Source organism: Myceligenerans cantabricum, from assembly GCF_054777735.1.
Genome location: NZ_BAAHAJ010000009.1, coordinates 753,796 through 778,989, shown reverse-complemented (window position 1 = coordinate 778,989; position 25,194 = coordinate 753,796). Strand labels below are relative to the sequence as shown.

The 25,194-nt window shown below is 73.4% G+C and carries 18 protein-coding genes; 8 read left to right on the top strand and 10 right to left on the bottom strand.

Going from position 1 to position 25,194, the window contains the following annotated elements:
- Nucleotides 1-16: 16 nt before the first annotated feature.
- The 3 genes from ACYU96_RS12670 to ACYU96_RS12660 all read left to right on the top strand — a co-directional run bounded on the left by ACYU96_RS12670 (nucleotide 17) and on the right by ACYU96_RS12660 (nucleotide 3,792).
- The gene (locus ACYU96_RS12670) at nucleotides 17-916 is read left to right on the top strand and encodes an NRDE family protein (protein ID WP_460753763.1); all 900 of its coding nucleotides are present in this window, start codon (nucleotides 17-19) and stop codon (nucleotides 914-916) included.
- Nucleotides 917-1,105: 189 nt separating this feature from the next.
- Nucleotides 1,106-3,373 (top strand): DEAD/DEAH box helicase, encoded by a 2,268-nt coding sequence (locus tag ACYU96_RS12665; protein WP_460753760.1) that lies wholly within the window; start codon nucleotides 1,106-1,108, stop codon nucleotides 3,371-3,373.
- Nucleotides 3,374-3,549: 176 nt separating this feature from the next.
- A complete protein-coding gene (locus ACYU96_RS12660) occupies nucleotides 3,550-3,792 on the top strand; it encodes an excisionase family DNA-binding protein (protein WP_460753757.1) in 243 nt (80 codons plus the stop codon).
- A gap of 66 nt (nucleotides 3,793-3,858) precedes the next feature.
- On the opposite strand, the gene ACYU96_RS12655 is transcribed toward ACYU96_RS12660, so the two are convergent.
- From ACYU96_RS12655 to gndA, 8 genes are all read right to left on the bottom strand, one after another.
- Nucleotides 3,859-5,532 carry an NAD-binding protein gene (locus ACYU96_RS12655; protein ID WP_460753754.1) on the bottom strand — a complete coding sequence of 558 codons (1,674 nt, stop codon included), beginning with the start codon at nucleotides 5,530-5,532 and terminating at the stop codon, nucleotides 3,859-3,861.
- Between the two features lie 141 nt (nucleotides 5,533-5,673).
- On the bottom strand, nucleotides 5,674-7,818 hold the full coding sequence (locus tag ACYU96_RS12650) for a 3-hydroxyacyl-CoA dehydrogenase NAD-binding domain-containing protein (RefSeq protein WP_460753752.1): 2,145 nt from the start codon (nucleotides 7,816-7,818) through the stop codon (nucleotides 5,674-5,676).
- On the bottom strand, nucleotides 7,815-9,068 hold the full coding sequence (locus ACYU96_RS12645) for a thiolase family protein (RefSeq protein WP_460753750.1): 1,254 nt from the start codon (nucleotides 9,066-9,068) through the stop codon (nucleotides 7,815-7,817). Before ACYU96_RS12645 ends, ACYU96_RS12650 begins: the two co-directional genes overlap by 4 nt.
- A 171-nt stretch (nucleotides 9,069-9,239) precedes the next feature.
- Nucleotides 9,240-10,340: a lipid II:glycine glycyltransferase FemX gene (locus ACYU96_RS12640; RefSeq protein ID WP_460753747.1), complete on the bottom strand. Its 1,101-nt coding sequence runs from the start codon at nucleotides 10,338-10,340 to the stop codon at nucleotides 9,240-9,242.
- A 44-nt stretch (nucleotides 10,341-10,384) separates the two neighbouring features.
- On the bottom strand, nucleotides 10,385-11,623 hold the full coding sequence (locus ACYU96_RS12635) for an HRDC domain-containing protein (protein WP_460753744.1): 1,239 nt from the start codon (nucleotides 11,621-11,623) through the stop codon (nucleotides 10,385-10,387).
- Nucleotides 11,620-12,237, bottom strand: a complete 618-nt coding sequence (locus tag ACYU96_RS12630; protein ID WP_460753741.1) for a DUF3000 domain-containing protein — start codon at nucleotides 12,235-12,237, stop codon at nucleotides 11,620-11,622. Before ACYU96_RS12630 ends, ACYU96_RS12635 begins: the two co-directional genes overlap by 4 nt.
- Before the next feature lie 126 nt (nucleotides 12,238-12,363).
- Nucleotides 12,364-13,677, bottom strand: coding sequence for a carboxylate--amine ligase (locus tag ACYU96_RS12625; protein WP_460753739.1), 1,314 nt, complete (start codon nucleotides 13,675-13,677; stop codon nucleotides 12,364-12,366).
- Nucleotides 13,674-15,107 carry an NADP-dependent phosphogluconate dehydrogenase gene (gene gndA, locus ACYU96_RS12620; protein WP_460753736.1) on the bottom strand — a complete coding sequence of 478 codons (1,434 nt, stop codon included), beginning with the start codon at nucleotides 15,105-15,107 and terminating at the stop codon, nucleotides 13,674-13,676. Before gndA ends, ACYU96_RS12625 begins: the two co-directional genes overlap by 4 nt.
- 118 nt (nucleotides 15,108-15,225) lie before the next feature.
- Here gndA and ACYU96_RS12615 point away from each other — a divergent pair, with 118 nt between their 5' ends.
- Together ACYU96_RS12615 and zapE are read left to right on the top strand one after the other, a co-directional pair.
- A complete protein-coding gene (locus ACYU96_RS12615) occupies nucleotides 15,226-15,972 on the top strand; it encodes a hypothetical protein (protein ID WP_460753734.1) in 747 nt (248 codons plus the stop codon).
- Between the two features lie 173 nt (nucleotides 15,973-16,145).
- A complete protein-coding gene (gene zapE / locus ACYU96_RS12610) occupies nucleotides 16,146-17,123 on the top strand; it encodes a cell division protein ZapE (RefSeq protein WP_460754630.1) in 978 nt (325 codons plus the stop codon).
- A gap of 13 nt (nucleotides 17,124-17,136) precedes the next feature.
- Here the strand turns inward: zapE and ACYU96_RS12605 are convergent, their stop codons facing one another.
- Nucleotides 17,137-18,867 (bottom strand): alpha-amylase family protein, encoded by a 1,731-nt coding sequence (locus ACYU96_RS12605; RefSeq protein WP_460753731.1) that lies wholly within the window; start codon nucleotides 18,865-18,867, stop codon nucleotides 17,137-17,139.
- Nucleotides 18,868-19,242: 375 nt separating this feature from the next.
- Nucleotides 19,243-21,375, bottom strand: a complete 2,133-nt coding sequence (glgX, locus tag ACYU96_RS12600; RefSeq protein WP_460753728.1) for a glycogen debranching protein GlgX — start codon at nucleotides 21,373-21,375, stop codon at nucleotides 19,243-19,245.
- Between the two features lie 209 nt (nucleotides 21,376-21,584).
- On the opposite strand from glgX, the gene ACYU96_RS12595 reads away from it, so the two are divergent.
- The 3 genes from ACYU96_RS12595 to ACYU96_RS12585 all read left to right on the top strand — a co-directional run bounded on the left by ACYU96_RS12595 (nucleotide 21,585) and on the right by ACYU96_RS12585 (nucleotide 25,176).
- Complete coding sequence (locus tag ACYU96_RS12595) at nucleotides 21,585-21,863, top strand: hypothetical protein (protein ID WP_460753726.1); 279 nt, start codon at nucleotides 21,585-21,587, stop codon at nucleotides 21,861-21,863.
- 109 nt (nucleotides 21,864-21,972) lie between these two features.
- Nucleotides 21,973-22,248 carry a hypothetical protein gene (locus ACYU96_RS12590; RefSeq protein ID WP_460753723.1) on the top strand — a complete coding sequence of 92 codons (276 nt, stop codon included), beginning with the start codon at nucleotides 21,973-21,975 and terminating at the stop codon, nucleotides 22,246-22,248.
- Between the two features lie 72 nt (nucleotides 22,249-22,320).
- On the top strand, nucleotides 22,321-25,176 hold the full coding sequence (locus tag ACYU96_RS12585) for a VanW family protein (protein WP_460753720.1): 2,856 nt from the start codon (nucleotides 22,321-22,323) through the stop codon (nucleotides 25,174-25,176).
- Nucleotides 25,177-25,194 lie beyond the last annotated feature (18 nt).

The window sequence follows — 25,194 nt, the reverse complement described above, 5'->3', positions numbered from 1 at the left end:
CGCATAGGGTGCAGGCGTGTGCACCGTCCTGTTGCGTCTGGATCCCGGGGCCCAGTGGCCGCTCCTGCTCGCCGCCGTCCGTGACGAGCTGACCGACCGCCCGTGGGAGCCGCCGGGAGAGTACTGGCCCGAGGAGGGTCCGGGGCTGGTGGGCGGCCTGGACCGCCTCGCGGGCGGGACCTGGCTGGCGGTGCGGGACGGCCTGACCGCCGGGCGCGGGAAGCCGGGCGTGGCCGCCGTGCTCAACGGGCGGCTGGTGGACCGGCTGGAGCAGGGTCCGCCCGGGGCTCCGCCGTCGGGTCGGCGACCGAGCCGTGGACGGCTGCCCCTGCGGGCGCTCACCGCCGGGCCGCCCGGTGCGGACGAGCTGCGGGCGTACGAGGTGGTGCACCTGCTGGTCGCGGACGCCGACGGCGCGCGGCTGATCTCGTGGGACGGCCGCGAGGTGCGCGACATCGAGATCCCGCCCGGTGACCACGTCGTCACCAACGAGGGGATCGACGTCGCCGCCGACCCGCTGGTGCCGCACTTCGCGCCGCTGCTCGCACGGGCGGGGCGGCCTGACTCAGGGCGGCCTCGGCCGGGACAGCCGTCGCCGGATGCCCGGCGGCCCGAGGACGGGACGGCTCCGGCACTCGCGGGGCGCGACGCTCCGTCGCCGTCGGACCTCGCGGGCGGGCAGGCCTCGCCCGCCTCGACCGCGCAGTGGTGGGGCGACTGGGAGGGCCTGCTGCGCGGCGACGGGCTGGCGGGGGACGACCCGCGGGCGCTCGTCGTGCGGCACGACCTGCCGGACGGCCGGGTGTTCGCGTCGACGTCGGCGACCCTCCTGGCGCTGGCCCGCGAGCCCGGCCGGGTCCGGATGGACTTCACGGCCACGCCGGCGACCCCGGCCTGGGAGCGCTTCATCCCCTGACCGTCTCGCCGCGGCGCCCATCCCGTTGTTCCCAGGGCCGAGCCGCCCTCGCCGTCAGGACGAGCCGGCACGCGGTGCGGGCAGCGGTCAGGGCCACGAGGCTGCTAGAAAAAGTGTGCCAAGCGGCGCAGCCGCCGTCCAGGTGGGCGTGAGGGGAATGTCGGACACGGCGGGTACGCTGACGCCGCGATGACTGAGACTTCTTCTGGTGCTCCGATCAAGAGCCGCGAGGCGCGGCGAACCGTGGACGAGGCGTCCGCCCGGCTGGCCGACGCGCGGCTGCTCCTGGCTTCCGACGGCCCCTACCGAGAGAAGGTGCGAGAGGCCTATCACACTGCGCGCCAGGTACGCGTGCATGCCGAGCTGCGGACCGTCGGTGTCGAGGAGCTCGAGAAGCGGCGCAAGAAGCTCAAGGTCGCGGTCCTGCGCAAGAAGGGCTTCCGCAACGTCCCCGAGGTGCTCGTGGCCGGCGTCGACGGCTTGGTGGACGCCGGTATCGGCGAGACGACGGCGCGTCCCGCCGTCGCCGCGGCCACGGAGCTGGCGGACCAGGTCGACGACGACCTGCGGTTCCGGATCGACGTCGACCCCGACGACCCGTACGCCACCGACCTGGTGCGTTCGCTGCGGATGTTCGGGGCCGTCACGGACGCCCGCCACCGCCACTACGACGACGCACGGCGCCTGCACGCCGTCCTGCCGCAGTACATCGGTGCGGCGCAGGCGCTGACGCGCTGGTGGCGCCGGCTGTTCGCGGACACCGCCGCCCGCGCGGAAGCGGCCGCCGCGATCGCGGCGCTGCGGAACGCGCTGTCGGCGTCCTCCCCGGACCTGGCCGGCGCCGCACGCGGCGTCCGGGCCGCGGTCGGGCGGCGCAGCGGCGACGGCGTGTGGGACGACTTCGAGCGGCGGTCCGCCGAGTACTACGGCCTGCTCAGCCAGGTGGTGGACCTCGGTGACGACCACGAGGCCGCCGAGGGCTTCCTGCCGGCCGACGTCGTGCGCCGGGTCGAGGCGCAGCCCCTGGACCGCTCCCTCCTGCACGCGAACCTGCGTGCCTACCAGGCCTTCGGTGCGAGATACGCGCTCGTGCAGCGCCGCACGATCCTCGGCGACGAGATGGGCCTCGGCAAGACGATGCAGTCCCTCGCGACGATGACGCACCTCACGGCCACCCGGCCCGCCGAGGACGGGCCGGCGCACTTCCTCGTGGTGTGCCCCGCGAGCGTCGTGACGAACTGGGCCCGTGAGGTCACCACGCACTCCGACCTGCCGGCCGTGGTGATGCACGGCAACGACCGCGACGCCGCGGCCGGGGCGTGGGTCTCCGGGGGCGGCGTCGGTGTGACGACGTTCGAGATGCTGGCCCGGCTCGACCTGCCCGACGACATGAGCCCGACCCTGATGGTGGTCGACGAGGCGCACTACGTGAAGAACCCCGAGACCCTCCGCGGGAAGTCGGTCCGCTCGTGGACCGACCGGGCCGACCGCGTGCTGTTCCTGTCCGGCACGCCGATGGAGAACAAGGTCGCGGAGTTCAAGGCGATGGTCGGCTACCTGCAGCCGGCGGTGGCGCAGCAGCTCGACCCCCACGCCGACCTGTCCGGCGCGCAGGCGTTCCGGCGCATCGTCGCGCCCGCCTACCTGCGCCGCAACACCGAGGACGTGCTCACCGAGCTGCCCGACCTCGTCCAGGTGGAGGAGTGGGAGCAGTTCGGCCCGGCCGACGGTGCGGCCTACCGCGAGGCGGTCTCGGACGGCAACTTCATGGCGATGCGCCGCGCCGCGTTCGCCGTCGAGCGGGCCGACGACTCGGCGAAGCTCGCACGGCTGCGGGCGCTCGTCGACGAGGCCGTCGAGAACGGGCGCCGCGTCATCGTCTTCTCGTACTTCCTCGACGTGCTGAAGCAGGTCATGGACCTGCTGGGTGACGTCGCCGTCGGCCCGCTCACCGGGCGGGTGAAGGTGGCCGAGCGACAGGAGATGGTGGACAGCCTGTCCGCGCCGGACGGGCCGCACGTGCTCGTCAGCCAGATCACGGCCGGAGGTGTCGGGCTGAACGTGCAGGCGGCGTCCGTGGTGATCTTCTGCGAGCCGCAGGTCAAGCCCACCATCGAGGCGCAGGCGGTGGCTCGCGCGCACCGGATGGGCCAGACCCGCACCGTGCAGGTGCACCGCCTGCTCGTGGCCGACTCCGTGGACCAGCGCATGATGGAGATCCTCGACACGAAGGCGGCGCTGTTCGAGCAGTTCGCACGGCAGTCGGAGATCACCGAGACCTCGGACCTGGCGGTCGCCGTCAACGAGCCCGAGGCGGGTGCGTCCGCGCCGTCCGAGGCGGAGCTCGGCAGGACGATCGTCGAGCAGGAGCGCGAGCGGCTCGGTGCGGGCGGCTCGGGGGGAGCGCCGGCGGCCGGCGGCCGGAGCGGCGGTACGGAGCCCGTCGCGGCGCGGTGACCCGACGTGGTGGCTTGACGCGGTGATCGGACGCGCCGGCCGGACAGCCAGGCCGGACGTGGCGACTACCGCCGGGCGCGGTGCAGCGGGTGAAGACCAAGAACCTCTTCGACAGGACTCGGTTCTCGTAGCGTTTCGACTGGACTCGGGGAGCCGCGTTGCGCAAGACTTTTCCTGTGAGCGACTTCACAGAAGAACGAGCATCCGACCCAGCCGGCTCCGATCAGCACGGGGACCTGACGGCGGCCGAGGCCGCACGCCGACTGGGTGTGTCATCCCTGCACGTCATCGACCTCCTCGAGGCAGGCGAGCTCGACTTCCACATGGTGGGCGAGGACATCTGCTTCGACGCGGGCGACGTGGCGACCTACAAGGCGGACCGCGAGTCCCGCGACCAGGAGACCCTGGTAGGCGCCTGATCGGCCGGGCGGCCGACAGCTCCTCGCCGGCCCGGGACCGCTCGCGCGTCGTCCCGCACGCCGTGCTCAGTCCTCCGGGGCTGCCGTCCGGGCTCGGAGGCGCTCCAGGCCCGTGCGCGTCGCGATGACGATGAGGCGATGGTTGTGCTGGAGCGGGTTGGTCGCCGCGGGCAGGAACACGTCGGTCCGGAACCCCTTCGAGCGGCGGCGGACCGCGAGCAGCCGCACCTCGCCCGGCACGTCCACCTCCCGCGCCTGGCGCTGCTCGAGCTCGCTGTGCGCGTGCATCGGGACCTCGGCGACCAGCAGGACGCGGTCCCGGAACGGCACGGTGTCGAGCACGTCGGGCCCCATCACGGAGGCGGCGAACGCGGGGGAGGCGAGCGCGGACGCGCTGCGCGGGGCCGAGCCGGGGACGAGCCCGCGGACGCGCCGGGCGAAGTCCTCGTCGAAGAGGCGCAGCACGCGGCGCAGCCCACCGTCCGCCGGGTCGCGCTCGACCGAGTCCGCGGCCATGCTGATCCCGATGTTCGCGAGGTCGTCGCTGGTCATCGCCATGATCGCGCGGGCGGTGCCGACCTGGGCGGCCCGCAGCACGTCCGCGCTCCGGCCGTCGCCGATCACGACCGGGACGCCGTGCTCGCGGGCGAAGGGGATGCCGCGCGACCCGTCGTCGCGCAGGTTGACCGCGACCGCGGGGATGCCGCGCTCCAGCAGCGTGGCCAGGACGCGCGTCCCGACGTCGCCGAGGCCGACCACGACGACGTGCCCCGCCATCGGGGACCCGGGCCCCGACGTGGCCGCCGCGAGCCGTGCGCGGACGACGGCGTCCACCAGCGCGGCGGTGAGCAGGGGGATCACGGCGACGCTGATCACCGTGACGACCACCTCCACGACCCCGGTGACGAGCGGGGTGCCGTCGGACGGGTCGGCGCCGGCCAGGGTGCTGAGGACGACCCCGTAGAACGCGAGCGGCCAGGGGGCCGGTTCGGTGAGGGACACGAGCGTCGTCCCGGCGACGACCACGAGCGTCAGGACCGCGAGGGCGTACCAGACGTACCGGTTCAGGTTCTGGCGCACGAAGTACCAGACGCGGCCGTTCGGCCGGTGCCTGCGCTTCTCGGGCTCCGGGTCGGGCGGCGCGTCGCCGACGACGACGCGCCGGTCCAGCCCGCCGGTGCCGGGCAGCACCACGGTCTTGTCGCCGTCGAGCGCCGCGAGGGTGAACAGCGGCTCGCCGGGCAGCTGGCTCGGCTTGCCGACCACGAGGTCGATGCCGGGCACCTCCAGGTGGCGGGCTTCGCCCAGGGCGAGCGCGACCAGCGGCGGGGCCGCGATCTTCGAGGCGGACAGCACGTCGCAGTTCGGCAGGTGGTCCGCGAGGCCGGCGCCGAGCTCGTCGTCGAAGAACCGGACCACGAGGCGCACGCCCGGCGTGAGCTCGTTGACCAGGAGCGCGGTCTCGATGTTCCCCGCGTCGTCCTGGTCCAGGAGCGCGACGGCGTCCGCGTCGCCGAGGCGGGCGAGGCGGAAGGCGTCGTCGTCGGGGCGGACCGACTCCACGATCCGGACGTGCTCCAGGGCGGCCATCTGGGTGCCGTGCTTCGAGCCCGCGGAGGGCAGGATCACGGTGACGTCGCCCTGGTAGCGCGTGCTGAGGGCGAACGAGACGCGGAAGGCGAGGGGGCCGTCACCGCAGACGACGAACTGCGGCCGCTGCTGCCGCTTCGCGATCACCATGGCCCGGACGATATACCCGGCTCAGGGCCGATAGCGCGACATGTCGGGTGCTGCACCGAGGCGGTGCGTCACCGCCGACGCGGCGCGGCCTCGGCGGCCCGTCCTGGGACGGAACCACCGAGGCCGCGCCGCGTCGGAGGGTCAGGCCGGGACGTTGGCCACGCCGTCCGGGAGGAAGCGGCGGCCCAGGACCTTCTCGCTGTAGCCCGTGCGGTCCAGGTACGGCGTGATGCCGCCCGTGTGGAAGCCCCAGCCGGCGCCGAGGACCATGCACAGGTCGATCTGCTGCGGGCTGGCGACGACCTGCTCGTCGAGCATGAGGCCGACCTCGGTGGCGGTCGCCGTGAGCACCGCGTCGAGCACCCCGGGGCCGTCCAGCACCGGGGTGCCGTCACGGCCGGTGGTGCCCGGCTCGAGCGCCTCGCCGAACGTCGCCTGCACGGCGGGGTCGACCGGCTTCGGCAGGCCCTTGGCGGGGGCGTCGAGCACGATCGGCGTGCCGTCGGCCACGATCTTCTTCAGGCCGGGGGACGCCGGGATGCGGTCGCCCAGGTCCTCGCGCAGCGAGGTGAGCACATGGTCCGCGACGGCGGGCCCGACGAGGTCCGTGAGGGCGAACGTCGGCATCGGGAAGCCGAGCGGCGCGAGCGCGTGGTCCGCCACGTCGACCGGAGTACCGTTCTCGATGGCCTCGAGCACCTTGCCCATCACGAGGATGAGCAGGCGGTTCACCACGAAGCCGGGACGGTCGCCCGCCAGGACGGCGGTCTTGCGCAGCTTCTTGGTGACGGCGAACGCCGTGGCGAGCGCCTCGTCGGAGGTCTTGTCGGCGTGGATCACCTCGACGAGCGGCATCTGGGCGACCGGGTTGAAGAAGTGGATGCCCACGACCCGCTCGGGGTGCTGCAGGTCCGCGGACATCTCCGTGATCGACAGCGCCGACGTGTTGGTGGCCAGCACGGCCTCGGGAGCGATGATGCCCTCGAGCTCCGCGAACACCTTCTTCTTGAGGCCCATGACCTCGGTGACGGCCTCGATGACGAAGTCGCAGGAGGCGAACTCGCCGATGTCGGTGGTGCCGGACACCGAGCCGACGATCCGTGCCGCCGCGGCCTGCGACATCTTGCCGCGCCGCACGAGCTTCTCGGCCGTGCCGCGCACGAACTCCAGCCCCTTGTCGACGCGCTCCTGGTCGAGGTCGCGCATGACCACCGGCACCTGCAGGCGCTGGGCGAGCAGGAGCGCGATCTGCGCCGCCATGAGACCGGCGCCGACGATGCCGACGCGCCGCACCGGGCGGGCGAGCTGCGGGTCCGGTGCGCCCTGGGGCTTCTTGCCGCCGGAGACCAGGTTGAACGCGTACACGCTCGCCCGCATCTCGTCGGACATGATGAGGTCGGCCAGCGCCTCGTCCTCGGCGACGAAGGCGTCCTCGCGGGTGGCGTTGCGAGCGGCCGTGACCAGGTCCAGCGCGCGGTACGGGGCCGGGCGGGAGTCGCCGACGGTCGCCCGCAGGTGCTGCCGCACCCCGTCCGTCACGGCGTCCCACACGGGCTGCGGGTCCAGCTCACGACGGGCGACCTCGACCTCGCCCCGGAGCACCTTCGTGGCCCAGACGATCGACTGCTCCAGGAAGTCCGCGGCGTCGAGCTGCGCGTCGACGAGGCCGATCTCCAGCGCCTCGGCGGGCTTGTACGGCTTCTGCGACGCGGGCCGCGTGAAGATGACGTCGATGGCCTTCTCGATGCCGACCAGGCGCGGCACGAGGTAGGCGCCGCCCCAGCCGGGGACCAGGCCGATGGACGTCTCGGGCAGGCCGAGGCCGCCCGCGTCGGACGCGACGGTGCGGTAGTCGCAGTTCAGCGCGACCTCGAGGCCGCCGCCCAGGGCCAGGCCGTTGACGAAGGCGAACGTGGGCACGCCGTGCTGCTCGCGCAGGTCGCCCAGGATCGAGTAGGCGCGGTGGCCCGCGCGGCCGAGCTCGAGCGCGTCCTCGCGGCTGGTGATGGCCTGCGCGCCCTTGAGGTCGGCACCGGCGGCGAGGAAGTACGGCTTGCCGGTGACGGCCACCGCGGCGAGCTCGCCGGCCGCGGCGCGCTCGCGCACGCTCTCCAGGGCGGCGGTGAGCTCGGCCATGCCCTGCGGACCGAGCGTGTTCGGTCTGGTGTGGTCGAAGCCGTTGTCCAGCGTGACCAGCGCGAGGGTGCCGGCGCCCCCGGGGAGGGCGACGTCGCGGACGAGCGCGTGCGTGACGCGCTCGGCGGGGGCGTTCTCGGGTGCGGTCACTTGTCGTTCTCCTCGCTGCTGGTGTGGCCGGAGTAGTCGGCGTGGTGCGGGTTCTCCCAGACGACGGTGCCGCCCTGGCCCAGGCCCACGCACATCGTGGTGATGCCGTAGCGCACCTCGGGGTGCTGCTCGAACTGGCGCGCGAGCTGGGTCATGAGGCGTACGCCCGAGGACGCCAGCGGGTGCCCCATCGCGATCGCGCCGCCGTACGCGTTGACGCGCGGGTCGTCGTCGGCGATGCCGTAGTGGTCCAGGAACGAGAGCACCTGCACGGCGAAGGCCTCGTTGATCTCGAAGAGGCCGATGTCCTCGATGCTCAGGCCGGCGCTCGCCAGCGCCTTGTCGGTGGCGGGGACCGGGCCGTAGCCCATGATCTCGGGGGCCACGCCCGCGAACGCGTAGGACACCATGCGCATCCGCACGGAGAGGCCGAGCTCGGCGGCGGTGTCGCCGGCCGCGAGGACGGCCGCGGTGGCACCGTCGGTCAGCGGGGACGACGTCGCCGGGGTGACGCGGCCTCCGGCACGGAACGGCGTCTTGAGGTCGGCGATGCCCTCGAGGGTGGTCTCGGGGCGGGGCAACTCGTCGGCGGTGGCCAGGCCCCAGCCCTGCTCGGCCGACCGGGCGGCGATCGGGACGAGGTCCGGGTCGATGTTGCCGTTGGCCAGGGCCTTGGCGTACCTGCCCTGGGAGCCCACCGCGTACGCGTCGGCACGCTCCTTGGTGAGCTGCGGGAACATGTCGTGCAGGTTCTCGGCCGTGACGCCCATGTTGAGGGCCTGCGGGTCGACGAGCTTCTCGGACACGAAGCGCGGGTTCACGTCGGCGGAGAAACCCATGGGGTGACGGCCCATGTGCTCGACGCCGCCGGCGATCGTGATGTCGGCGGCGCCCATCGCGATGGACCCGGCGGTGGTGGTCACGGCGGTCATCGCACCCGCGCACATGCGGTCGATCGCGTAGCCGGGAACCGTGCTGGGCAGGCCGGCGAGGACGCCGACCGTCCGGCCGAGGGTCAGGCCCTGGTCACCCTCCTGGGTGGTCGCCGCGATCGCGACCTCGCCGATGCGCTCGGCGGGCAGCTCGGGGTGGCGGCGCAGCAGCTCGCGGACCAGCTTGACGACCAGGTCGTCGGCACGGGTCTCGGCGAACAGGCCGTCGGGCTTCGCCTTGCCGAACGGGGTGCGGACGCCGTCGACGAAGACGACGTCGCGTACGGTCCGGCGCGTGGGCGCAGGTGTGGCCGTCATGGGCAGCTCCTTGATCGGACGGCGGCGTCCCTCAGCGACGCCGCTCGGTGCTGCGATACACGCTACCCCGGGTATCGGTAAAAGGCCTAGCCCGATCGAGACTGAGTTCGCGGCAGACTGAGATGGAGTCTCACGCGGTGCCCTGCTCGCTCCTTCGGCCTCGTCCTGCCGTCACCGGGTGCCGCGGAGCTTGCGGACCACCTTCTTGGCCGTCGGCAGGGCGCTGTTCCAGGTGCTGTACCAGCGGGAGAACGGCACGTCGATGCTGCCGACCAGCTCGTCCTCGTGCTTCGCGAAGCCTCGCTTGAAGTTCGAGATGCCGTCGTTCAGCAGCCCGTTGACGTCGTAGCGGATGACGCCGCGCTCCTTCATCGCGCAGATGGCGTGCCACTTCAGGCCGTAGTTGGCGCGCAGGTTCATGCCGTCGTCGTTCATGCCGCCGTAGAGCTCGAACGACGTCGTGTTCGACGCCGCGAACCACACGAACGACACGGGACGGTCGTGCGGGCCGCCGTCGGACGAGCGGGCGAAGGCCGCGAAGATCGGCGCGGAACGGCCGAGCTCGGACTTCACGAGGTGGTAGTAGCCGTCGGAGTGCAGCCCGAACCCGGCGCGCTCGGCCGTCTCGTGATAGATCGCGAGGCACCTCTCGATCTCCTTGACCGAGGTCACCTCGCGGAACTCCAGGTCCTCGCGCTGCGACTTGCGGACGTACTGCCGCGTCTTCTTCGACATGGCGGACATCAGCTCGTCCTCGCTCTTGCGCAGGTCGAGGATCAGCGTGGACGGGTACAGCACCGGGTTGGGTGCGTACCTGCGGTTCGGCAGCTCCATCCGGGTGCCGACCGGCCAGTCCGGCTCGATGGTGATGCCGACCCCGCCGATGTTCTCCCGCGCCCACTCCGTCACGGCGTTCGTGACGACGTCGCGCGTGGCGGAATCGCCCACGCCGAAGACGGCCCGCATGGTGTTCGCCCCGTCGAGGTGCGCCACGACCGGACCGCGCGGCACGTAGGTCAGCGCCTTGAACTGCGCGGGCAGGGTCCGCTCCAGGATCTGCGCCAGCCCGGCCGTGCGGCCGTCCGACATGACCTGCAGACGGTGCGCGGTCCACGCGCCGGCCGACTTGACCTCGCCCCAGCCCCAGAGCTGCAGCGGGTGGCCGCCGAGCCCGTTCACCTCACGGTCCCAGGCGGTGCGGTCGGAGACGACCTCCACGGAGACGGAATCGGTGGCAGGCGTGGCTGAGGAGGGCGTGGCTGAGGCTGGCATGGTCAGACTCTATCGAGGACCACCCACATCGACGAAGAAGCGCGTCATCGCACGTCGGAGAACGTCTCGGCGAGCGCCGCCGCCAGCAGGCCGATCTGCCACTCGCGGGCGCGCCGCCCCCGCAGGAACTCCGCGATCGCGGCGGCGTCCGCGGGCTCCGGCGGCTTCCAGCACAGGCGGCGCAGCGCGTCCGGTTGCAGCAGGTTCTCCACCGGCACCGACAGCCGCTCCGAGACACCGGCCAGGAGGTCCCGGGAGTCCTTCAGCCGCCGGGCCGCCACCGGGTCGCGGTCGCTCCACAGCCGCGGCGCGGGCGGGCCGTCGGTGCGCGGGCCGCGCACCGAGGGAAGCTGGTCGCCGGGCAGCTCCCGGGCCTCGTCGATGGCGCGCTGCCAGTACCCGGCGCGGCGTCGCGTGCCCTTGCCGGCGAACTCGTGGAGGTCCACGAGCTGGCCGGCGGTGCGCGGCATCGCGCGCGCGGCGGCGACGATCGCCCGGTCCGGCAGGACCCGGCCGGGGGAGACGTCGCGGGCCCGGGCGGTCGCGTCCCGCGCCTCCCACAGCGCGCGGACGACGGCGATCTGGCGCGGGTTCCGCAGCACGTGCATCCCGGAGGTGCGGCGCCACGGGTCGACGCGCGGGGGTGGCGGCGGCGCGGTGCGCACCGCCTCGAACTCCTGGGCCGCCCACTCGGACTTGCCCGCGGCGTCGAGCCGTGCGGCCAGGTCGTCGCGCACCTCGACCAGCACCTCGACGTCGAGCGCCGCGTAGCGCAGCCAGTCCTCGGGCAGCGGGCGCGTGGACCAGTCCACGGCGGAGTGCTCCTTGGCCAGGCCGAGCCCCAGCGTCTCGGCCACGACCGCGGCCAGGCCGACGCGCTCGAGCCCCAGCAGGCGGGCCGCGAGCTCGGTGTCGAAGACGCGCGTGGGTCGCAGGCCGTGCTCACCCAGGCCGGGAAGGTCCTGCGACGCGGCGTGCAGGACGTACTCGGCGTCGCCGACGGCCTCGCCGACGGCGGAGAGGTCGGGGAGCGCGACCGGGTCGATCAGGGCGATCCCGGCCCCGGCGCGCTTGAGCTGCACGAGATAGGTGGCCTGGCCGTAGCGGTAGCCGGAGGCGCGCTCGGCGTCGGCGGCGACGGGGCCCGTCCCGCGCGCGAACGCGTCGGCGATCTTCTCGAGCTCGTCCGGGCGGGTGGTCACCGGAGGCAGGCCCCCGGCCGGCTCCGTCAGCGGTGTCACTGCTGCGCCGTCCTCGGTGCTGGACGCAGGGGGTTCGTTCATGGGCCCACCGTATGCGGGCGCTGGGAGCGGTCGGTAAACCTCCTGGTGAGATCGGTGACGCCGGCCGGGAGGGGCGGGACGCCGGCGGCGGTCGACAGCAGTGCGGTCCAGGCCCGCAGGTGTGCGCCCAGACGGGTGTCGGCGGGCGTCCACGACGCGCGGATCTCCAGGTCGACGGCGTCGGGGGTGCTCGACAGCGCCCCGAAGCTCTTCGACAGCACGCGGGTCACGGTGCCGCCCTCGGCGAGCGCGTCCCTGCCGGGCCGCAGGCCGGCGAGGTCGAGCGCCTCGGGGATCCAGGACCAGGCGACGTCGGCCAGCAGGGGGTCGGCGGCCATCTCGGGCTCCAGCGTGGCGCGTACCAGCGTGACGATCCGGAAGGTGCCCTGCCAGGACTCCTGCCCGTCAGGATCGTGCAGGACGACGAACCGTCCCGTGGCGACGGGCTCGTCGTCGTCCCCGGTGGAGTCGGCGATCTCGCCGGACAGGGCCACGCTGTACGGGGCGACGCGTACGGGGGCGGCGATCTCCTCGACGTGCACCCCGGGCCGCGCACCCTGGCCGCGCAGATCGGCGAGGGCGGCCGCGAACTCAGCCGGCACATCGTTGCTCACCCCTGCACCGTACGCGCGGCCCGGCCGACTCCCCGGCAGCCACGCGGACGTCGTCCGCCCTCCGTGCTCAGATCGTGAGAGCGCCTCGCGGGGCGTTCCCGCGAGGCGCTCCGTACGGCGTGGACGTCAGTACCCCGTGATCGTCGGTTCCGGGTAGTGCTGGGCGTACTTGCGCCGGTAGTTCTGCGTGATGGCCTCCACGATCAGGCGGCGCTTCATGCCCGTGTCGTGGTCGTACTTCAGCGGGTTCACCACCTTGCCCTCGGCCTTGAGGCGCTTGAGCCGCGCCCGGAGGTCCGGGTCGAGGACGTACTTCAGCAGCAGCCCGAACGGCACCACCGTGTACAGCACCTCGGACGTGGCCCGCGCCGGCTGGATCGGCCGGCCCAGCAGCTGGTCCTCGACGAGCACGCGCGCCACGTTCGCGCCACCGGCGGTCACGTAGTAGTTGTTCCGCCCGATCCGCGGGTTCACCTCGAAGTACACGTGCTTGCCCGTGCGCGGGTCCCGCTTGTAGTCGAAGTTCGAGAAGCCCACGTAGCCCGTCGCGTCGAGGAACCGCGTGGCGGCCTCCATCGCGTCGTCGTACGGCTCGACCAGGATCGCCGCCGGGATGCCCAGCGTGCCCGGCGTGTGCTCCTCCAGCAGCACCCGCCCCGTGGCCAGCAGCGTCACCGTGCCCGAGGAGTCGCGGTACGCGGTCAGCGAGCGCATCTGCGTCTCGTCGCCCGGGATGAACTCCTGCACCAGGAACGCGCTGGGGTACCCGGCGTCGACCAGGTGCCCCAGCACCTCGTCCAGCTCCTCGCGCGAGCTCAGGTGGTGGATCTTCGCCTTGCCCGGGAACGACACGTAGTGCCAGTCCGCGCTGTTCGACGGCTTGCCGATCAGGGGGAACTGCAGGTCCAGCTCCAGCTCCGCGACGGCGGGCCGCCCGCCCTGCGCGGCGAGCTTCGGGATGTCCGCCACGACGGTGCGCGGCGTCGGGATCCCCAGCCGGTCGCACACCTGCGCGAACCCCTCCTTGCTGGAGACCTGCTCCAGCACCTCCAGGCTCGGGTACGGCGTCACGTACCCGGCCGCTTCGAGCCGCCCGCGGTGCACGATGACCTCGCGGACGAACCAGTCCGCGTTGGTCAGCAGCACGAGCCGCTTGCCCGCGTGCTTCCGGGCGATGCCCTCCAGCGACGACAGGAACGTCTCCGTGTCGTCCAGGCCCTGGACGACGACGTTCTCCACGATCGCCGAGTCCTGCATCGGCCGGGTCGCGACCGTCGACAGGACGACGCCCCTGATCCCGTACTGCTCGTGGAACGCGCGCACGAGCGCGTAGGTGCCGACGTCGCCGCCGACCCCCACCGCGATCGTGTTGTCGCCGTTCACGGGCGACGGCGGCGCCTCGCCGCCCCCAGTCTCCAGCTCCGTGGGGAATCCCCTCACGCCTCAGCCTCCGTGCGGTCACCTGACCAGTCGGTGTGGAACGTGCCGTCGCGGTCCGTGCGACGGTACGTGTGCGCACCGAAGAAGTCCCGCTGCGCCTGGACCAGGGCCGCGGGGAGTCGAGGTGCGCGCACCGCATCGTAGTAGGCCAGGGACGAGGAGAACGCCGGCGTGGGGATACCCGCCTGGGCGGCACCGGCGACGATGCGGCGCCAGGACGCGAGACCGGCGTCGATCGCGTCGGAGAAGAACTCGTCGGCGAGGAGCAGCGGCAGCTCGGCGTCGCGCTCGTACGCCTCGGTGATGCGGTTGAGGAAGCGGGCACGGATGATGCAGCCGCCGCGCCAGACGCGGGCCATCGCGCCGCGGTCCACGTCCCAGCCGTACTCGGCCGACGCGGCCGCGATCTGGTCGAAGCCCTGCGAGTACGCGACCACCTTCGAGGCGTAGAGCGCCTGCCGCACGTCCTCGACGAACGCCTCCCGGTCCTTGACCTCCCAGCCCGCGGTGTGTGCGGGCAGGCCGGCAGCGGCCTGGCGCTGCGGCACGGAGCCGGACAGCGAGCGGGCGAACGTGGCCTCCGCGATGCCGGTGATCGGCACGCCGAGGTCGAGCCCGTTCTGCACGGTCCAGCGGCCGGTGCCCTTCTGCTCGGCCTGGTCGAGCACGATGTCGACGAACGCCTGGCCGGTGCCCGGGTCGGTGTGGTGCAGCACCTCGGCGGTGATCTCCACGAGGAACGACTCCAGGTCGCCCGTGTTCCACTCGGCGAAGATGTCGCCGATCTCGGCCGCGGACGCGCCGAGGCCGTTCCGCAGCAGGTCGTACGCCTCGGCGATGAGCTGCATGTCGGCGTACTCGATGCCGTTGTGCACCATCTTGACGAAGTGGCCCGCACCGTCGGGGCCGACGTGCGTGCAGCAGGGCACGCCGTCGACGTGGGCGGAGATCTTCTCGAGGATCGGGCCGAGCGACTGGTACGACTCGGCCGTGCCGCCCGGCATGATCGACGGCCCGAGGAGCGCGCCCTCCTCGCCGCCGGACACGCCCGTGCCCACGAAGTGCAGACCCTTGGCGGCGAGCGCCTGCTCGCGGCGGATCGTGTCGGGGAAGTGGGCGTTGCCGGCGTCGACGACGATGTCGCCCTCCTCCAGGAGAGGCACCAGCTCGTCGATGACGGCGTCGGTGGGACCGCCGGCCTTGACCATGACGACCACCTTGCGTGGCCGCTCCAGCGACGCCACGAAGTCCGCGAGCGACTCCGCCGGCACGAGGTCGCCCTCGTCACCGTGCTCCTTCACCAGGGACTCCGTGCGGGCGTAGGAGCGGTTGTGCACCGCCACCGTGTACCCGTTGCGGGCGAAGTTCCGGGCCAGGTTGCGGCCCATGACCGCCAGGCCGGTGACACCGATCTGTGCTCGTGCTGACAATGTGCGCTCCTGTGTCGTGCGGACGGTCGGGTCACCGCCAGCCTAGTTGCGCGCGCCGCGCGCGCCAGGGTGTGTCCATCCCCTGACCGGCGCACCCCGGGCCCGGTAGCGTCGGGCCATGACGTCGTCACCCGTGGTCGTGGCCGGTGCCGGAGGCTACGTCGGAAGCCGGCTGACCGCCGGGCTCTCGCGCGCCGGCCGGACGGTGCTCGCCGCCTCGCGCAGGCCGCTCCCCGAGGGGCTGCTGTCCGACGGCGGTCCGGGCCCGGGGCTGGTCTGGCCCGTGATCTACGGGGACACGGAGGGTCTGGGCGCCGCGGTGCGCGACCTGTGCGAGCGTGAGGAGCTCTCGGTCCCGGGCGGGGCCGTCGCCTCGATCGGCGGCTGGCACCTGGGCGCCCGCCTGCTGGACGAGCCGGGCCTCGACGGCTGGCGGAACACCCTCGACAGCCACCTCACCGCCCACCTGGCAGCGGCCCGTTCCCTCGTGCCGCTCCTGCGTGAAGCCACGGACCCGCTTCCCGCGTACGTCGTCCTCAACGGGGCCGCCCGCGCCGTGCCGATGAGGGGCTCGGGCCCGATCAACGTCACGGGTGCCGCTCTGGCGATGCTCGTGCGGGTCCTGCGCCTGGAGGAAGGGCTGCCGCAGGAGGGGCCGGCCGACGACGACGGCACGCCGGAGGGTGCCGGCCCGCCGGACGCCCGCCGCCGGGTCCGGTTCCACGAGCTCGTCATCGACCATGCCGTCGCCGGCGACGACCGCAACGTCGCCCCGGAGCACACGGTCCCTCCGGCGACGGTCACCGCGACCCTGGCCAGGATCCTGGACGAGCCCACCGCCTCCGCCGTCGTCCACGCGCACTGACGGCGGCGGCGCGGCGGTGCTCGCGTGTGAGGTTGCTCTCCAGAAGGTGGGAGCGGCGCCGGGCGGCGGTAACGTGGGTGGGCGTGACCATCACCGACCACCACGTCCCCGGCAGCACCCGTGCACTGACCGGGGTGCGGCCCGAGGTGCCGGTGGACCGGCTCGTCGACGACATGGTCCCGCCGCCCCACTTCGCCTCGGCCCGGTTCTCGACCTATCGCGCCGACCCCGGCCACCCCAGCCAGGCACGCGCGCTCGCGCGGCTGGAGGAGGCGGCCGCGCAGATCGTCGCCGGCGGGCGGCCCCGCCCCTTCGCGCTCCTGCGCAAGAGGCCCCCGGCCCCGGCCGTCTACCTCGACGGTGGCTTCGGCGTCGGCAAGACCCATCTCCTGACCTCCCTCGCCCACGCGGTGACCGAGGAGCTCGGCGCCGGCTCGGTCACCTACGGCACGTTCGTCGAGTACACGAACCTCGTCGGCGCGCTCGGGTTCCTGCCCACGGTGGACGCGCTCGCCGCCCGCCGCCTCGTGTGCATCGACGAGTTCGAGCTCGACGACGCAGGCGACACCACCCTCATGTCCCGCCTCCTGCGCGAGCTCGCCGACCGCGGCGTCGCCCTCGCCGCGACGTCCAACACGCTGCCCGACGCCCTCGGCGAGGGCCGGTTCGCCGCCGAGGACTTCCTGCGGGAGATCCAGGCGCTCGCGGCGCGCTTCGAGGTGCTGCGGGTCGACGGCGAGGACTACCGGCACCGGGTCATGGTCACGGACGCGGAGCCGCTGCCCGACACGGAGGTCGCCGCAGCGGCCGCCGGCCGCGCGGGCGCCACCCTCGACGTGTTCGACGACCTCGTCGGGCACCTCGCCACCGTCCATCCCTCCCGGTACGGGGCGCTGCTCGACGGCGTGGAGCTGGTGGCGCTCACCGGCGTGCGGCGCGTGACGCGGCAGGACGTCGCGCTGCGGCTGGTGGTGCTCGTGGACCGGCTGTACGACCGGGACGTGCCGGTGCTGCTGGGCGGCACGGGGGAGCACGGCCTGTTCACCCAGGAGATGCTCGCCGGGGGGTACCGCAAGAAGTACTACCGCGCGCTGTCGCGGCTGGGCGCCCTGGCCGAGGAGGGCCGCAAGCAGGCCGGGGCCCGGCGCTGACCCCTGGCGTTCGTCAGTCCGCCCTGAGCACCGCGACCATGCGGGGCGGCACCGTCAGCGTGTCGCCGACCAGACGCGTCGCACCGGGCTCCCAGGCCGCCTGCAGGCGGAACTCCTCGGGCGCCGGTGCGCTGATCGCGCCCTCGTGCGGACGCAGCAGCGTGGAGAGCCGGAGCGCCGCCAGCGCCCCCGACGTGTTCAGGACCAGCGCGCCGCGCCCTCGCACCGCGGCGAAGACCGTCGAGTCCGTGGAGGCGCGGATGTCGAGCGGCAGCTCCAGCTCGGCGGCGATGGTGCGGCGCACACGCAGGAGGGTGCGGGCCCACCTGGTCAGGCGTATCTCGTCGGGTGTGCGCGGGACGACGGGCACGTGCTCGGTGTCCAGCACCAGCGGCGTGCCGGCGAGCGCGGCGAAGGCCAGGAGGCTGGCCCGGACGTCCACGTCGTCGATGTCGAGCAGCGCGCGGGCCGGGCTCTCCTCGTCCGCCCACGGCACGGCGAGCATCGCGCCGGGCAGGCGGGTGATGTCCTCCACGACGGCGGCCCCGGCGCGGCGCACGTTCCGCCGGTTGTGCCGGGGCCCCTGGCGCGCGGCGCGGCGCACGGACGGCGCGAGCGTCTCGGCGAGCATGCGCACGGTCGCCATGTGCTCGGGCCGGCCGGGCTGTAGCAGCAGCCCGGCGACGCTGCTGGTGAGACGGTCGCTCAGGCCGGGACCGTCGAGGTAGAGCGCGTACCGGCGGCCGGTCCGCTCGCCCTCGTGCACGACCGAGTCGGCCAGCTCCTGGACGAACGGGATCTGGGCGCGGTCGGCGAGCGCGGGCGCGTCGAGCACGATCCCGTCGAGGTGGAACGTGTGGAACCAGTGCTGCGCGTTGTCGATGAGGAAGCCGCGGGGGCCGAGGCTGCCGCTGCCGTCGAGGTTGATGCGGGTGAGCGTGGCGTCGGTGCGCATCGCCGGGCCGGAGGTGAGCCGTGCGGGCATCTGCCCGGGCCGGCGCGGCCGCGCCGAGCCGAGGGCCGCGCTGAGGTTGATCGGCCCGGTGCGGGGGCGGGTCAGCGGGATCTGGCCGGTGCGCGGGCGCATGGCCTGCGCGGCGCGGGTGGCGGCGAGCTGGTCGTCGACCCGGGTGCGGGGCCGGGAGGGCTGGTACCCGGCCGAGTAGGGGCCGAACGCGTCGAGGCCGAGCCCGTCGGTGACCGCCCACCGGTAGGGCACGTTGAGGACGACGGCGAGCCCGGCCCGGTGCGCGGCGTCGACCAGGCGCTGCAGGCCGGCGGGGCCGCCGAGCGCCTGGGCGACGGAGTGCAGGCGGACGCCGCCCGACGGTCCCTCGCCGGTGTCGAAGGCGGCGACGGGCGCGATCTCGATGCCGTCGATGCCGAGGTCGGCGATCTGCACGAGATGGTGGGCGGCGTCGTCGAACGTGCCGCCGGGGGTGAAGGAGGCGACGTCGACGTGCAGCAGCACGCCGGTGGTGAGGTCGGGCGGCGACCACGCACCGTCGGACCACGCGTACGCCGTCGGGTCGAAGACGCGGCTGGGGCCGTGGATCCCGTCGGGCAGCCACACGGAGCGCGGGTCCGGCAGGAGCGGGCCGCCGTCCACGGAGAAGCCGTACTCGGTGCCGTGCGGGAGGTCGACGTCGGCTCCCCAGCTTCCGGGGTGGTCGGCGCCGACGAGGCGCAGGGGCAGGTGCTCGGGCTCCTCGCCCGGGTCGTAGGGCAGCAGGACCTCGACCACGCGCGCATGAGGCGCCCACACCACGGGGCGCCGGCCGGGGACGGACGACTCGGGTGCGGTGCCGGGAGGTGGGGGGGACCCGAAAGAGGGTTCCGAGCTCGGTCCGGTCACGGCGGCCAGCCTAGTCCGCTGCGCCGGAAGAGCGAGTCGGCGCGGCCGCGGCGTCGCCATCGGGGAGCACGAGGTCCTGGACCAGGAGCGGCCGAGGCGACATCGATCGCCCCGGTGAGTGCCCATTGCGCGAGCCAGACCGTCTCCGGGCCGGCCGGCCGCAGCGGGGCCGCACCATGCCGCAGGAGCGGCGCGAACGGCGACGGGGAGACATCGGTGCGGCTTCCTCCTCGGTGTCGTGGCAGCGCCGAGAACCCGGCCCGGTCAGTCGGCGCCGCCGGCGTCCGCGCGCGGCCGGGTGAGCACGACGACGCTGTACCCCGTCACCGGCAGCACGGTGCCCGCGCCGATCCGGGTGCCGGGCACGGCGTTGTCGTCGGTGTCGAGCTCCACCGTCCACGTCGTGCCGTAGTCGGCCGGCGGCAGCGTGAAGTCAAGCCGTTCGGAGTGGGCGTTGAGGAGCAGGAGGAACGAGTCGTCGGCGATGGGCCGGCCGCGGCCGTCGGTCTCGGTGATCGCGTCGCCGTTGAGGAAGACGGTGACGGTGCGCGCGTAGGACGTGTGCCAGTCGGCGTCGTCCATCCGGGCGCCGGTCAGGTCGAGCCACTCGACGTCGGCGAGGCCGCCGACGCGGGTGCCGTCGAAGAAGCGGCGCCGGCGCAGCACCGGGTGGTCACGGCGCAGGCGGACGGTACGCCGGACGAAGTCGAGGAGGTCCTTGTCCTGGTTCTCCCAGTCCATCCAGGACAGCTCGTTGTCCTGGCAGTAGACGTTGTTGTTGCCCTGCTGGGTGCGGCCGATCTCGTCGCCGTGGGACAGCATCGGCACGCCCTGGCTCAGCAGCAGCGTGACGAGGAAGTTGCGCCGCCGGCGGGCGCGGAGCCGTGCGACGCCCGGGTCGTCGGTGGGGCCCTCGGCGCCGCTGTTCCAGGAACGGTTGTGGCTCTCGCCGTCGGCGTTGTTCTCGCCGTTGGCCTGGTTGTGCTTCTCGTCGTACGAGACGATGTCGGTGAGCGTGAACCCGTCGTGGGCCGTGACGAAGTTGATCGACGCGACGGGCCGCCTGCCGGTGTGCTCGTAGAGGTCGCTGCTGCCGGTGAGGCGGCTGGCGAGCTCGGGGATGGTGGCCGGTTCCCCGCGCCAGAAGTCGCGCACGGTGTCGCGGTACCGCCCGTTCCACTCGGTCCACAGCGGCGGGAACCCGCCCACCTGGTAGCCGCCGGCACCCAGGTCCCACGGCTCGGCGATCAGCTTGACCTGGGAGATCACCGGGTCCTGGTGGACGAGGTCGAAGAACGTGGACAGCCGGTCCACCTCGTGGAACTGCCGGGCCAGGGTGGCGGCCAGGTCGAACCGGAAGCCGTCCACGTGCATCTCCTCGACCCAGTACCGCAGCGAGTCCATGACGAGCTGCAGCACCGCCGAGGAGTGCATGAGCAGGGAGTTGCCCGTGCCGGTGGTGTCGAAGTAGTGCGCCGGGTCGTCGTCGACGAGCCGGTAGTAGGCGGCGTTGTCGATGCCGCGGAAGCCCAGGGTGGGGCCGAGGTGGTTGCCCTCGGCCGTGTGGTTGTAGACGACGTCGAGCAGCACCTCGATGCCGGCCTCGTGCATGGCCTTGACCATGGCCTTGAACTCCATGACCTGCTCGCCGCGGGTGCCGTACCCGGCGTACCCGTTGTGCGGGGCGAAGTACCCCATCGTGTTGTAGCCCCAGTAGTTGCTCAGGCCCTTCGCCTGCAGCGACGGGTCGGTGACGAACTGGTGCACCGGCATGAGCTCCAGCGCGGTGACGCCGAGGCTCGCCAGGTGGTCGAGCACGGCGGGCTGCGTCAGCGCGGCGTAGGTGCCCCGCAGCTCGGGCGGGACGTCCGGGTGCCGCATCGTCATGCCGCGCACGTGCGCCTCGTAGATGACGCTGTCGTGGTAGTCCGTGGCCGGCGGGCGGTCGTGGCCCCAGTCGAAGAACGGGTTGACCACCACCGAGGTCATGGTGTGCCGGGCGGAGTCCGACGTCGTCGGCACGGCGTCGCGCGCGGTGGACTCCGCGGGGCGGTCGAGCGGGTAGGAGAAGAGCGCCGGGTCGCCGTCCAGGTCACCGTCCATCGCCTTGGCGTACGGGTCGAGGAGGAGCTTGGCAGGGTTGCAGCGGTGGCCGCGGACCGGGTCGTACGGTCCGTGCACGCGGTAGCCGTAGCGGGTCCCGGGGCCGACGCCGGGCAGGTACACGTGCCAGACGTGCGCGTCCACCTCGGTCACGTCGACGCGGGTCTCACCGCCGTCGTCGGACACGAGGCACAGCTCCACGCGCTCGGCGACGCCGGTGTAGAGGGCGAAGTTGGTGCCGGTGCCGTCGAAGGTAGCCCCGAGGGGATACGGGCGGCCGGGCCAGGTCTGCATGTGGAGCATCATCACACCTGCCGGGCGGCCGGGCCCAGCACGTTCGCTCTGTGTCGTGATGTCCGGCCGCGCGACACGGGCACGACCTCGCGGGACTGAGTGTTCTTGCTGGTCAGAGTGCGAACACAGTGTGTCGAGGGCGTGTTGTGACCGTGGTGCTGCTCGCTCTGCGCGGGCAGTGCTCAGGGTTCGCTGCGAGGATCCGTTCCATGGTGACCGAGGCTGGCAAGTCGCAGGCGAACGGATCCGACGTAGAGGCCGGTGCGGACGTGGACGTGCCGATGACGGTTCGGCTCGAGCCCGGCGAGGAGTCCGTGGCGTCGTACGCCCGGATCGCGCCGCGCCCGAGGGCCCGGCGGCCCACCCGCAGCGAGCTGCTGGGTGGTGGGGACGCCACGAAGGCGCCGAAGCGGTTGGCGGCGGAGGAGCTCCACCCGATGTCGGGGGACTCGAGCGGGGTGTCCTGGGACGACCCGGAGGAGCTGTAGCCCGGTCGACCGGGACCGACCGTCGTGGACGCCGGTGTCCGGGCGGCGGCCGTGCGCGCCGTACGTGCGATGGTGCACGGCCGAGGCGCGCGCACGTAGCCTGGGCGCCGTGGAGAACACCGTGCCCGTCAGCGCCGCGATGCATCGTGCCAAGGCCGATGCCCGCGCGTCGCACGTGACGGTGGGGGAGCTGCGGCACCTGGCTGGCGGCCGGGCCGAGATCGACTGCTCCTGCGGGATGGTGCTGACCAACGGGCCCGACTGGTCCCTCGACGAGCACATCCGGTTGCACCGTGCGGAAGCGCGCTACCTGGCGGTCAGCAGGGTCGCGCCGCCGGGGATGCCGCGCCTCATCGAGGTGGGTGCCGACCGGCGGCCGAGGTGAACCGAGGCGTCGGCCAGGTCTGCGAGAATCGCTCCACTCTTCCCCCCTCGTGAACAGCACGGAGATCGATTGATGGACCGACCCTCGGAGCGCTCGACAACGCTCGATCCGACGACACCGGAAGAACCGGGATCGGCGCAGCAGGAACCGGACGAGCCGCCCGAGGACAGGCCTCCGCAGGACACGGAGACCGACGAGAAGCCGGGCGTGGAGGTGCCCTCCGAGGACGATACCGACGAGGACGGGCCGGGCGGGGACGGCCCGGAGCCCGAGGCCGCCGACGACGGCGAGGCGAGCACCGAAGTACCCGACGACGACGCGCCGGAGAACGAATCGCCGGACGGTTCGGTGACGGTTCCCGCCGCCGAGACGGGGGAGACTGCCGCGGACGACGCTGCCGGCCCTGAGCCGGGCGACGCCGCGGGCCTTGAGCCGGGCGACGCCGCGGAGGCGGGGCCGGGCGACGCCGCGGAGGCGGGGCCGGGCGACGCCGCGGAGGCGGGGCCGGACGAGGCTGCGGAGGCGAGGCCTGACGAGGCTGCGGACGGTGAGCCGGGCGACGACGGACCGGGCGACGACGGACCGGGCAGTGCTCGGCCGGAGCGCGGAGCCCAGCAGGCGAAGCGTGCCGAGCCAGGGACCGATGCCGACGGTGCGCCGGACGGGGCCGGGTCGCCCGGAGCCGCGCCCGCCGTCGCGGGCGGGTCCGAGGGGGCCAAGGACGGCACGACCTTCACCGGTCCGATCGACGTGCAGGTCATCGCCCTCGCGCTCGTCGAGGCCGCGACGAAGGACGCCGCCAGGGTGAGCCCAGCGCCTACCGCGCCGGCGCCGGAGACCGGGTCCGAGCCCGCACCCGATCCCACCGGGAAGCCCGGGCCCCGATCAGCCCCGGAGCCGGCACCCGAGCCCGAGCCCGCACGCGCACCGGTGCCGGCCTGGAAGCCCACGCTCCCACCGGAGCCCGCCCGCACCACCGGGCCGCAGGCCGAACCGTCTCCGTTCTCCTTCCCCCGGCCCGCGGGCGACCAGCCGACGCACACCGGTGCCCCCGCCCATGCCTCGCGCCGGGCGGACGGCTCCGCCCGCGCCGTCGTGGCCGGGTGGGTGCGGGACCTGCGGACGTGGTGGACCGGTGTCGGCCCGGACGGTCGGCGGACCGCCGACCCCGCCGAGGTCGCGACCCGGAACCGCCGCGTCGTGGTCGGTACGGTCTCGGCCGTCTTCGTCCTGGCCCTCGCCTACACGATCACTGCCGCGACGGTCGCGGGCGTCGTGCCGAAGGGCACCACCGTCGCGGGCACCGACGTCGGCGGGCTGCGGGCCGCGGAGGCGGCCGACGTGCTGGACGAGGCGCTCGCGGAGGCCACGACGAAGAAGATCGAGCTCGCCGCCGGCACGGCGACGACGACGCTCGACCCGGTCTCGGCAGGGCTGTCCGTGGACGCGACCGCGACCGCCGACGCGCTCACCGGCTTCAGCCTCAGCCCCGCCCGGATGTGGGAGCACCTGTTCGGTGCGGGCCCGGGCGACGTCGTCTTCGGCGTCAACGACGAGGCGTTCGCGACCGCCGTCGGTGGCCTGGAGGACTCGATGGTGGTCCCGCCGGTCGAGGGCGGTCTCGAGTTCGCGGGCGTCGAGCCGACCCCGACCGCCGCCCAGGACGGGACGCGGATCGACCCCGACGCGGCCGGGCGGGCGATCACGTCGGCATGGCTGGTCACGGACGGTCCCGTGGAGCTGCCGACCGAGACCGTCGCGCCGGAGATCACGCAGGAGGAGGTCGACGCCGCACTCGCGCGGGCCGGGAAGGTCGTGTCCGGCCCGGTCCAGGTGAGCGTCGGTGACCAGCGGGTGACGCTGCCGCCGAAGGCGCTGGCGTCGGCGGTGAGCTTCGTGGCGAAGGACGGTGCGCTCGCCGCGCGGTTCGACAGCACCCGGCTGACGCAGGTGATCGTGGACCGGACCGACAACCTGCTCCAGGTCCCGGACGTCACCCAGTTCAGCTTCGCCTCGGGCAAGCCCGAGATCGTCGGTGGCAACCTCGGCACCACGCTCGACGACGAGCAGACCCGGCGCGCCATCCGCGAGGCGGCGCTCGGCGACGACCGCACCGCGACGCTCAAGATCGTGCAGCAGACGCCGGAGAACTCGACGCAGGCGCTGCGGGAGATGGGCGTCGATCAGATCGTCGCCGAGTTCTCCACGCCGCTGACCAGCGATGGCGTCCGCACGCAGAACCTGGTCCGGGGCGCCGAGATGATCAGCGGTGACCTGATCCGCCCGGGGGAGACGTTCTCCCTGGTGGAGGCGCTGTCGCCGATCAGCCTGGCGAACGGGTACGTGGCGTCGGGGATGATCATCGGCGGGCAGCACATCGACGGCGTCGGTGGCGGGCTGTCGCAGATGGCGACGACCACGTACAACGCCGCGATGATCGCCGGGTTCGAGGACGTGGAGCACCATCCGCACTCGTACTGGTTCGAGCGCTATCCGGCGGGCCACGAGGCGACGATCGCCGTGGGCAGCAAGGACATGAAGGTGCGGAACAACACGCCGTACGGGGCCGTGCTGCAGTCCTGGGTGGCCGACAACCAGCTGCACGTGCGGATCTGGAGCAAGAAGTTCTTCGTGAACACCTGGGTCGTGGGCGAGAAGCGGAACGTCGTCCCGCCGGGCGTGGTGACGAGCTCGGACGCCGGGTGCGTGTCCTACCCGGGTGGTCAGCCGGGCTTCACGATCACGATCAACCGCACCGTCAAGCGCATCGACACGGGCGCGGTCGCCATCGAGCGCTCCTACACCACCACCTACAGCCCCGATCACGCGCTGGCCTGCGTGGCCCCGCCCCCGCCCCCGCCCCCGCCGCCGGACGCGGGTGGCGGTGAGGACGACACGGCCCCGCGGCCCCCGGGCCCGGACGGCTGACGCCTCGGACGCCGGCAG

Coding starts and splice junctions, on each gene's coding strand:
- ACYU96_RS12640 (WP_460753747.1), bottom strand. CDS start 10,340: ATGCCAGCCTCAGCCACGCCCTCCTCAGCCACGCCTGCCACCGATTCC.
- ACYU96_RS12655 (WP_460753754.1), bottom strand. CDS start 5,532: ATGGTGATCGCGAAGCGGCAGCAGCGGCCGCAGTTCGTCGTCTGCGGT.
- ACYU96_RS12635 (WP_460753744.1), bottom strand. CDS start 11,623: ATGAACGAACCCCCTGCGTCCAGCACCGAGGACGGCGCAGCAGTGACA.
- ACYU96_RS12585 (WP_460753720.1), top strand. CDS start 22,321: ATGGACCGACCCTCGGAGCGCTCGACAACGCTCGATCCGACGACACCG.
- ACYU96_RS12645 (WP_460753750.1), bottom strand. CDS start 9,068: ATGACGGCCACACCTGCGCCCACGCGCCGGACCGTACGCGACGTCGTC.
- zapE (WP_460754630.1), top strand. CDS start 16,146: ATGGTCCCGCCGCCCCACTTCGCCTCGGCCCGGTTCTCGACCTATCGC.
- ACYU96_RS12665 (WP_460753760.1), top strand. CDS start 1,106: ATGACTGAGACTTCTTCTGGTGCTCCGATCAAGAGCCGCGAGGCGCGG.
- ACYU96_RS12615 (WP_460753734.1), top strand. CDS start 15,226: ATGACGTCGTCACCCGTGGTCGTGGCCGGTGCCGGAGGCTACGTCGGA.
- glgX (WP_460753728.1), bottom strand. CDS start 21,375: ATGCAGACCTGGCCCGGCCGCCCGTATCCCCTCGGGGCTACCTTCGAC.
- ACYU96_RS12595 (WP_460753726.1), top strand. CDS start 21,585: ATGGTGACCGAGGCTGGCAAGTCGCAGGCGAACGGATCCGACGTAGAG.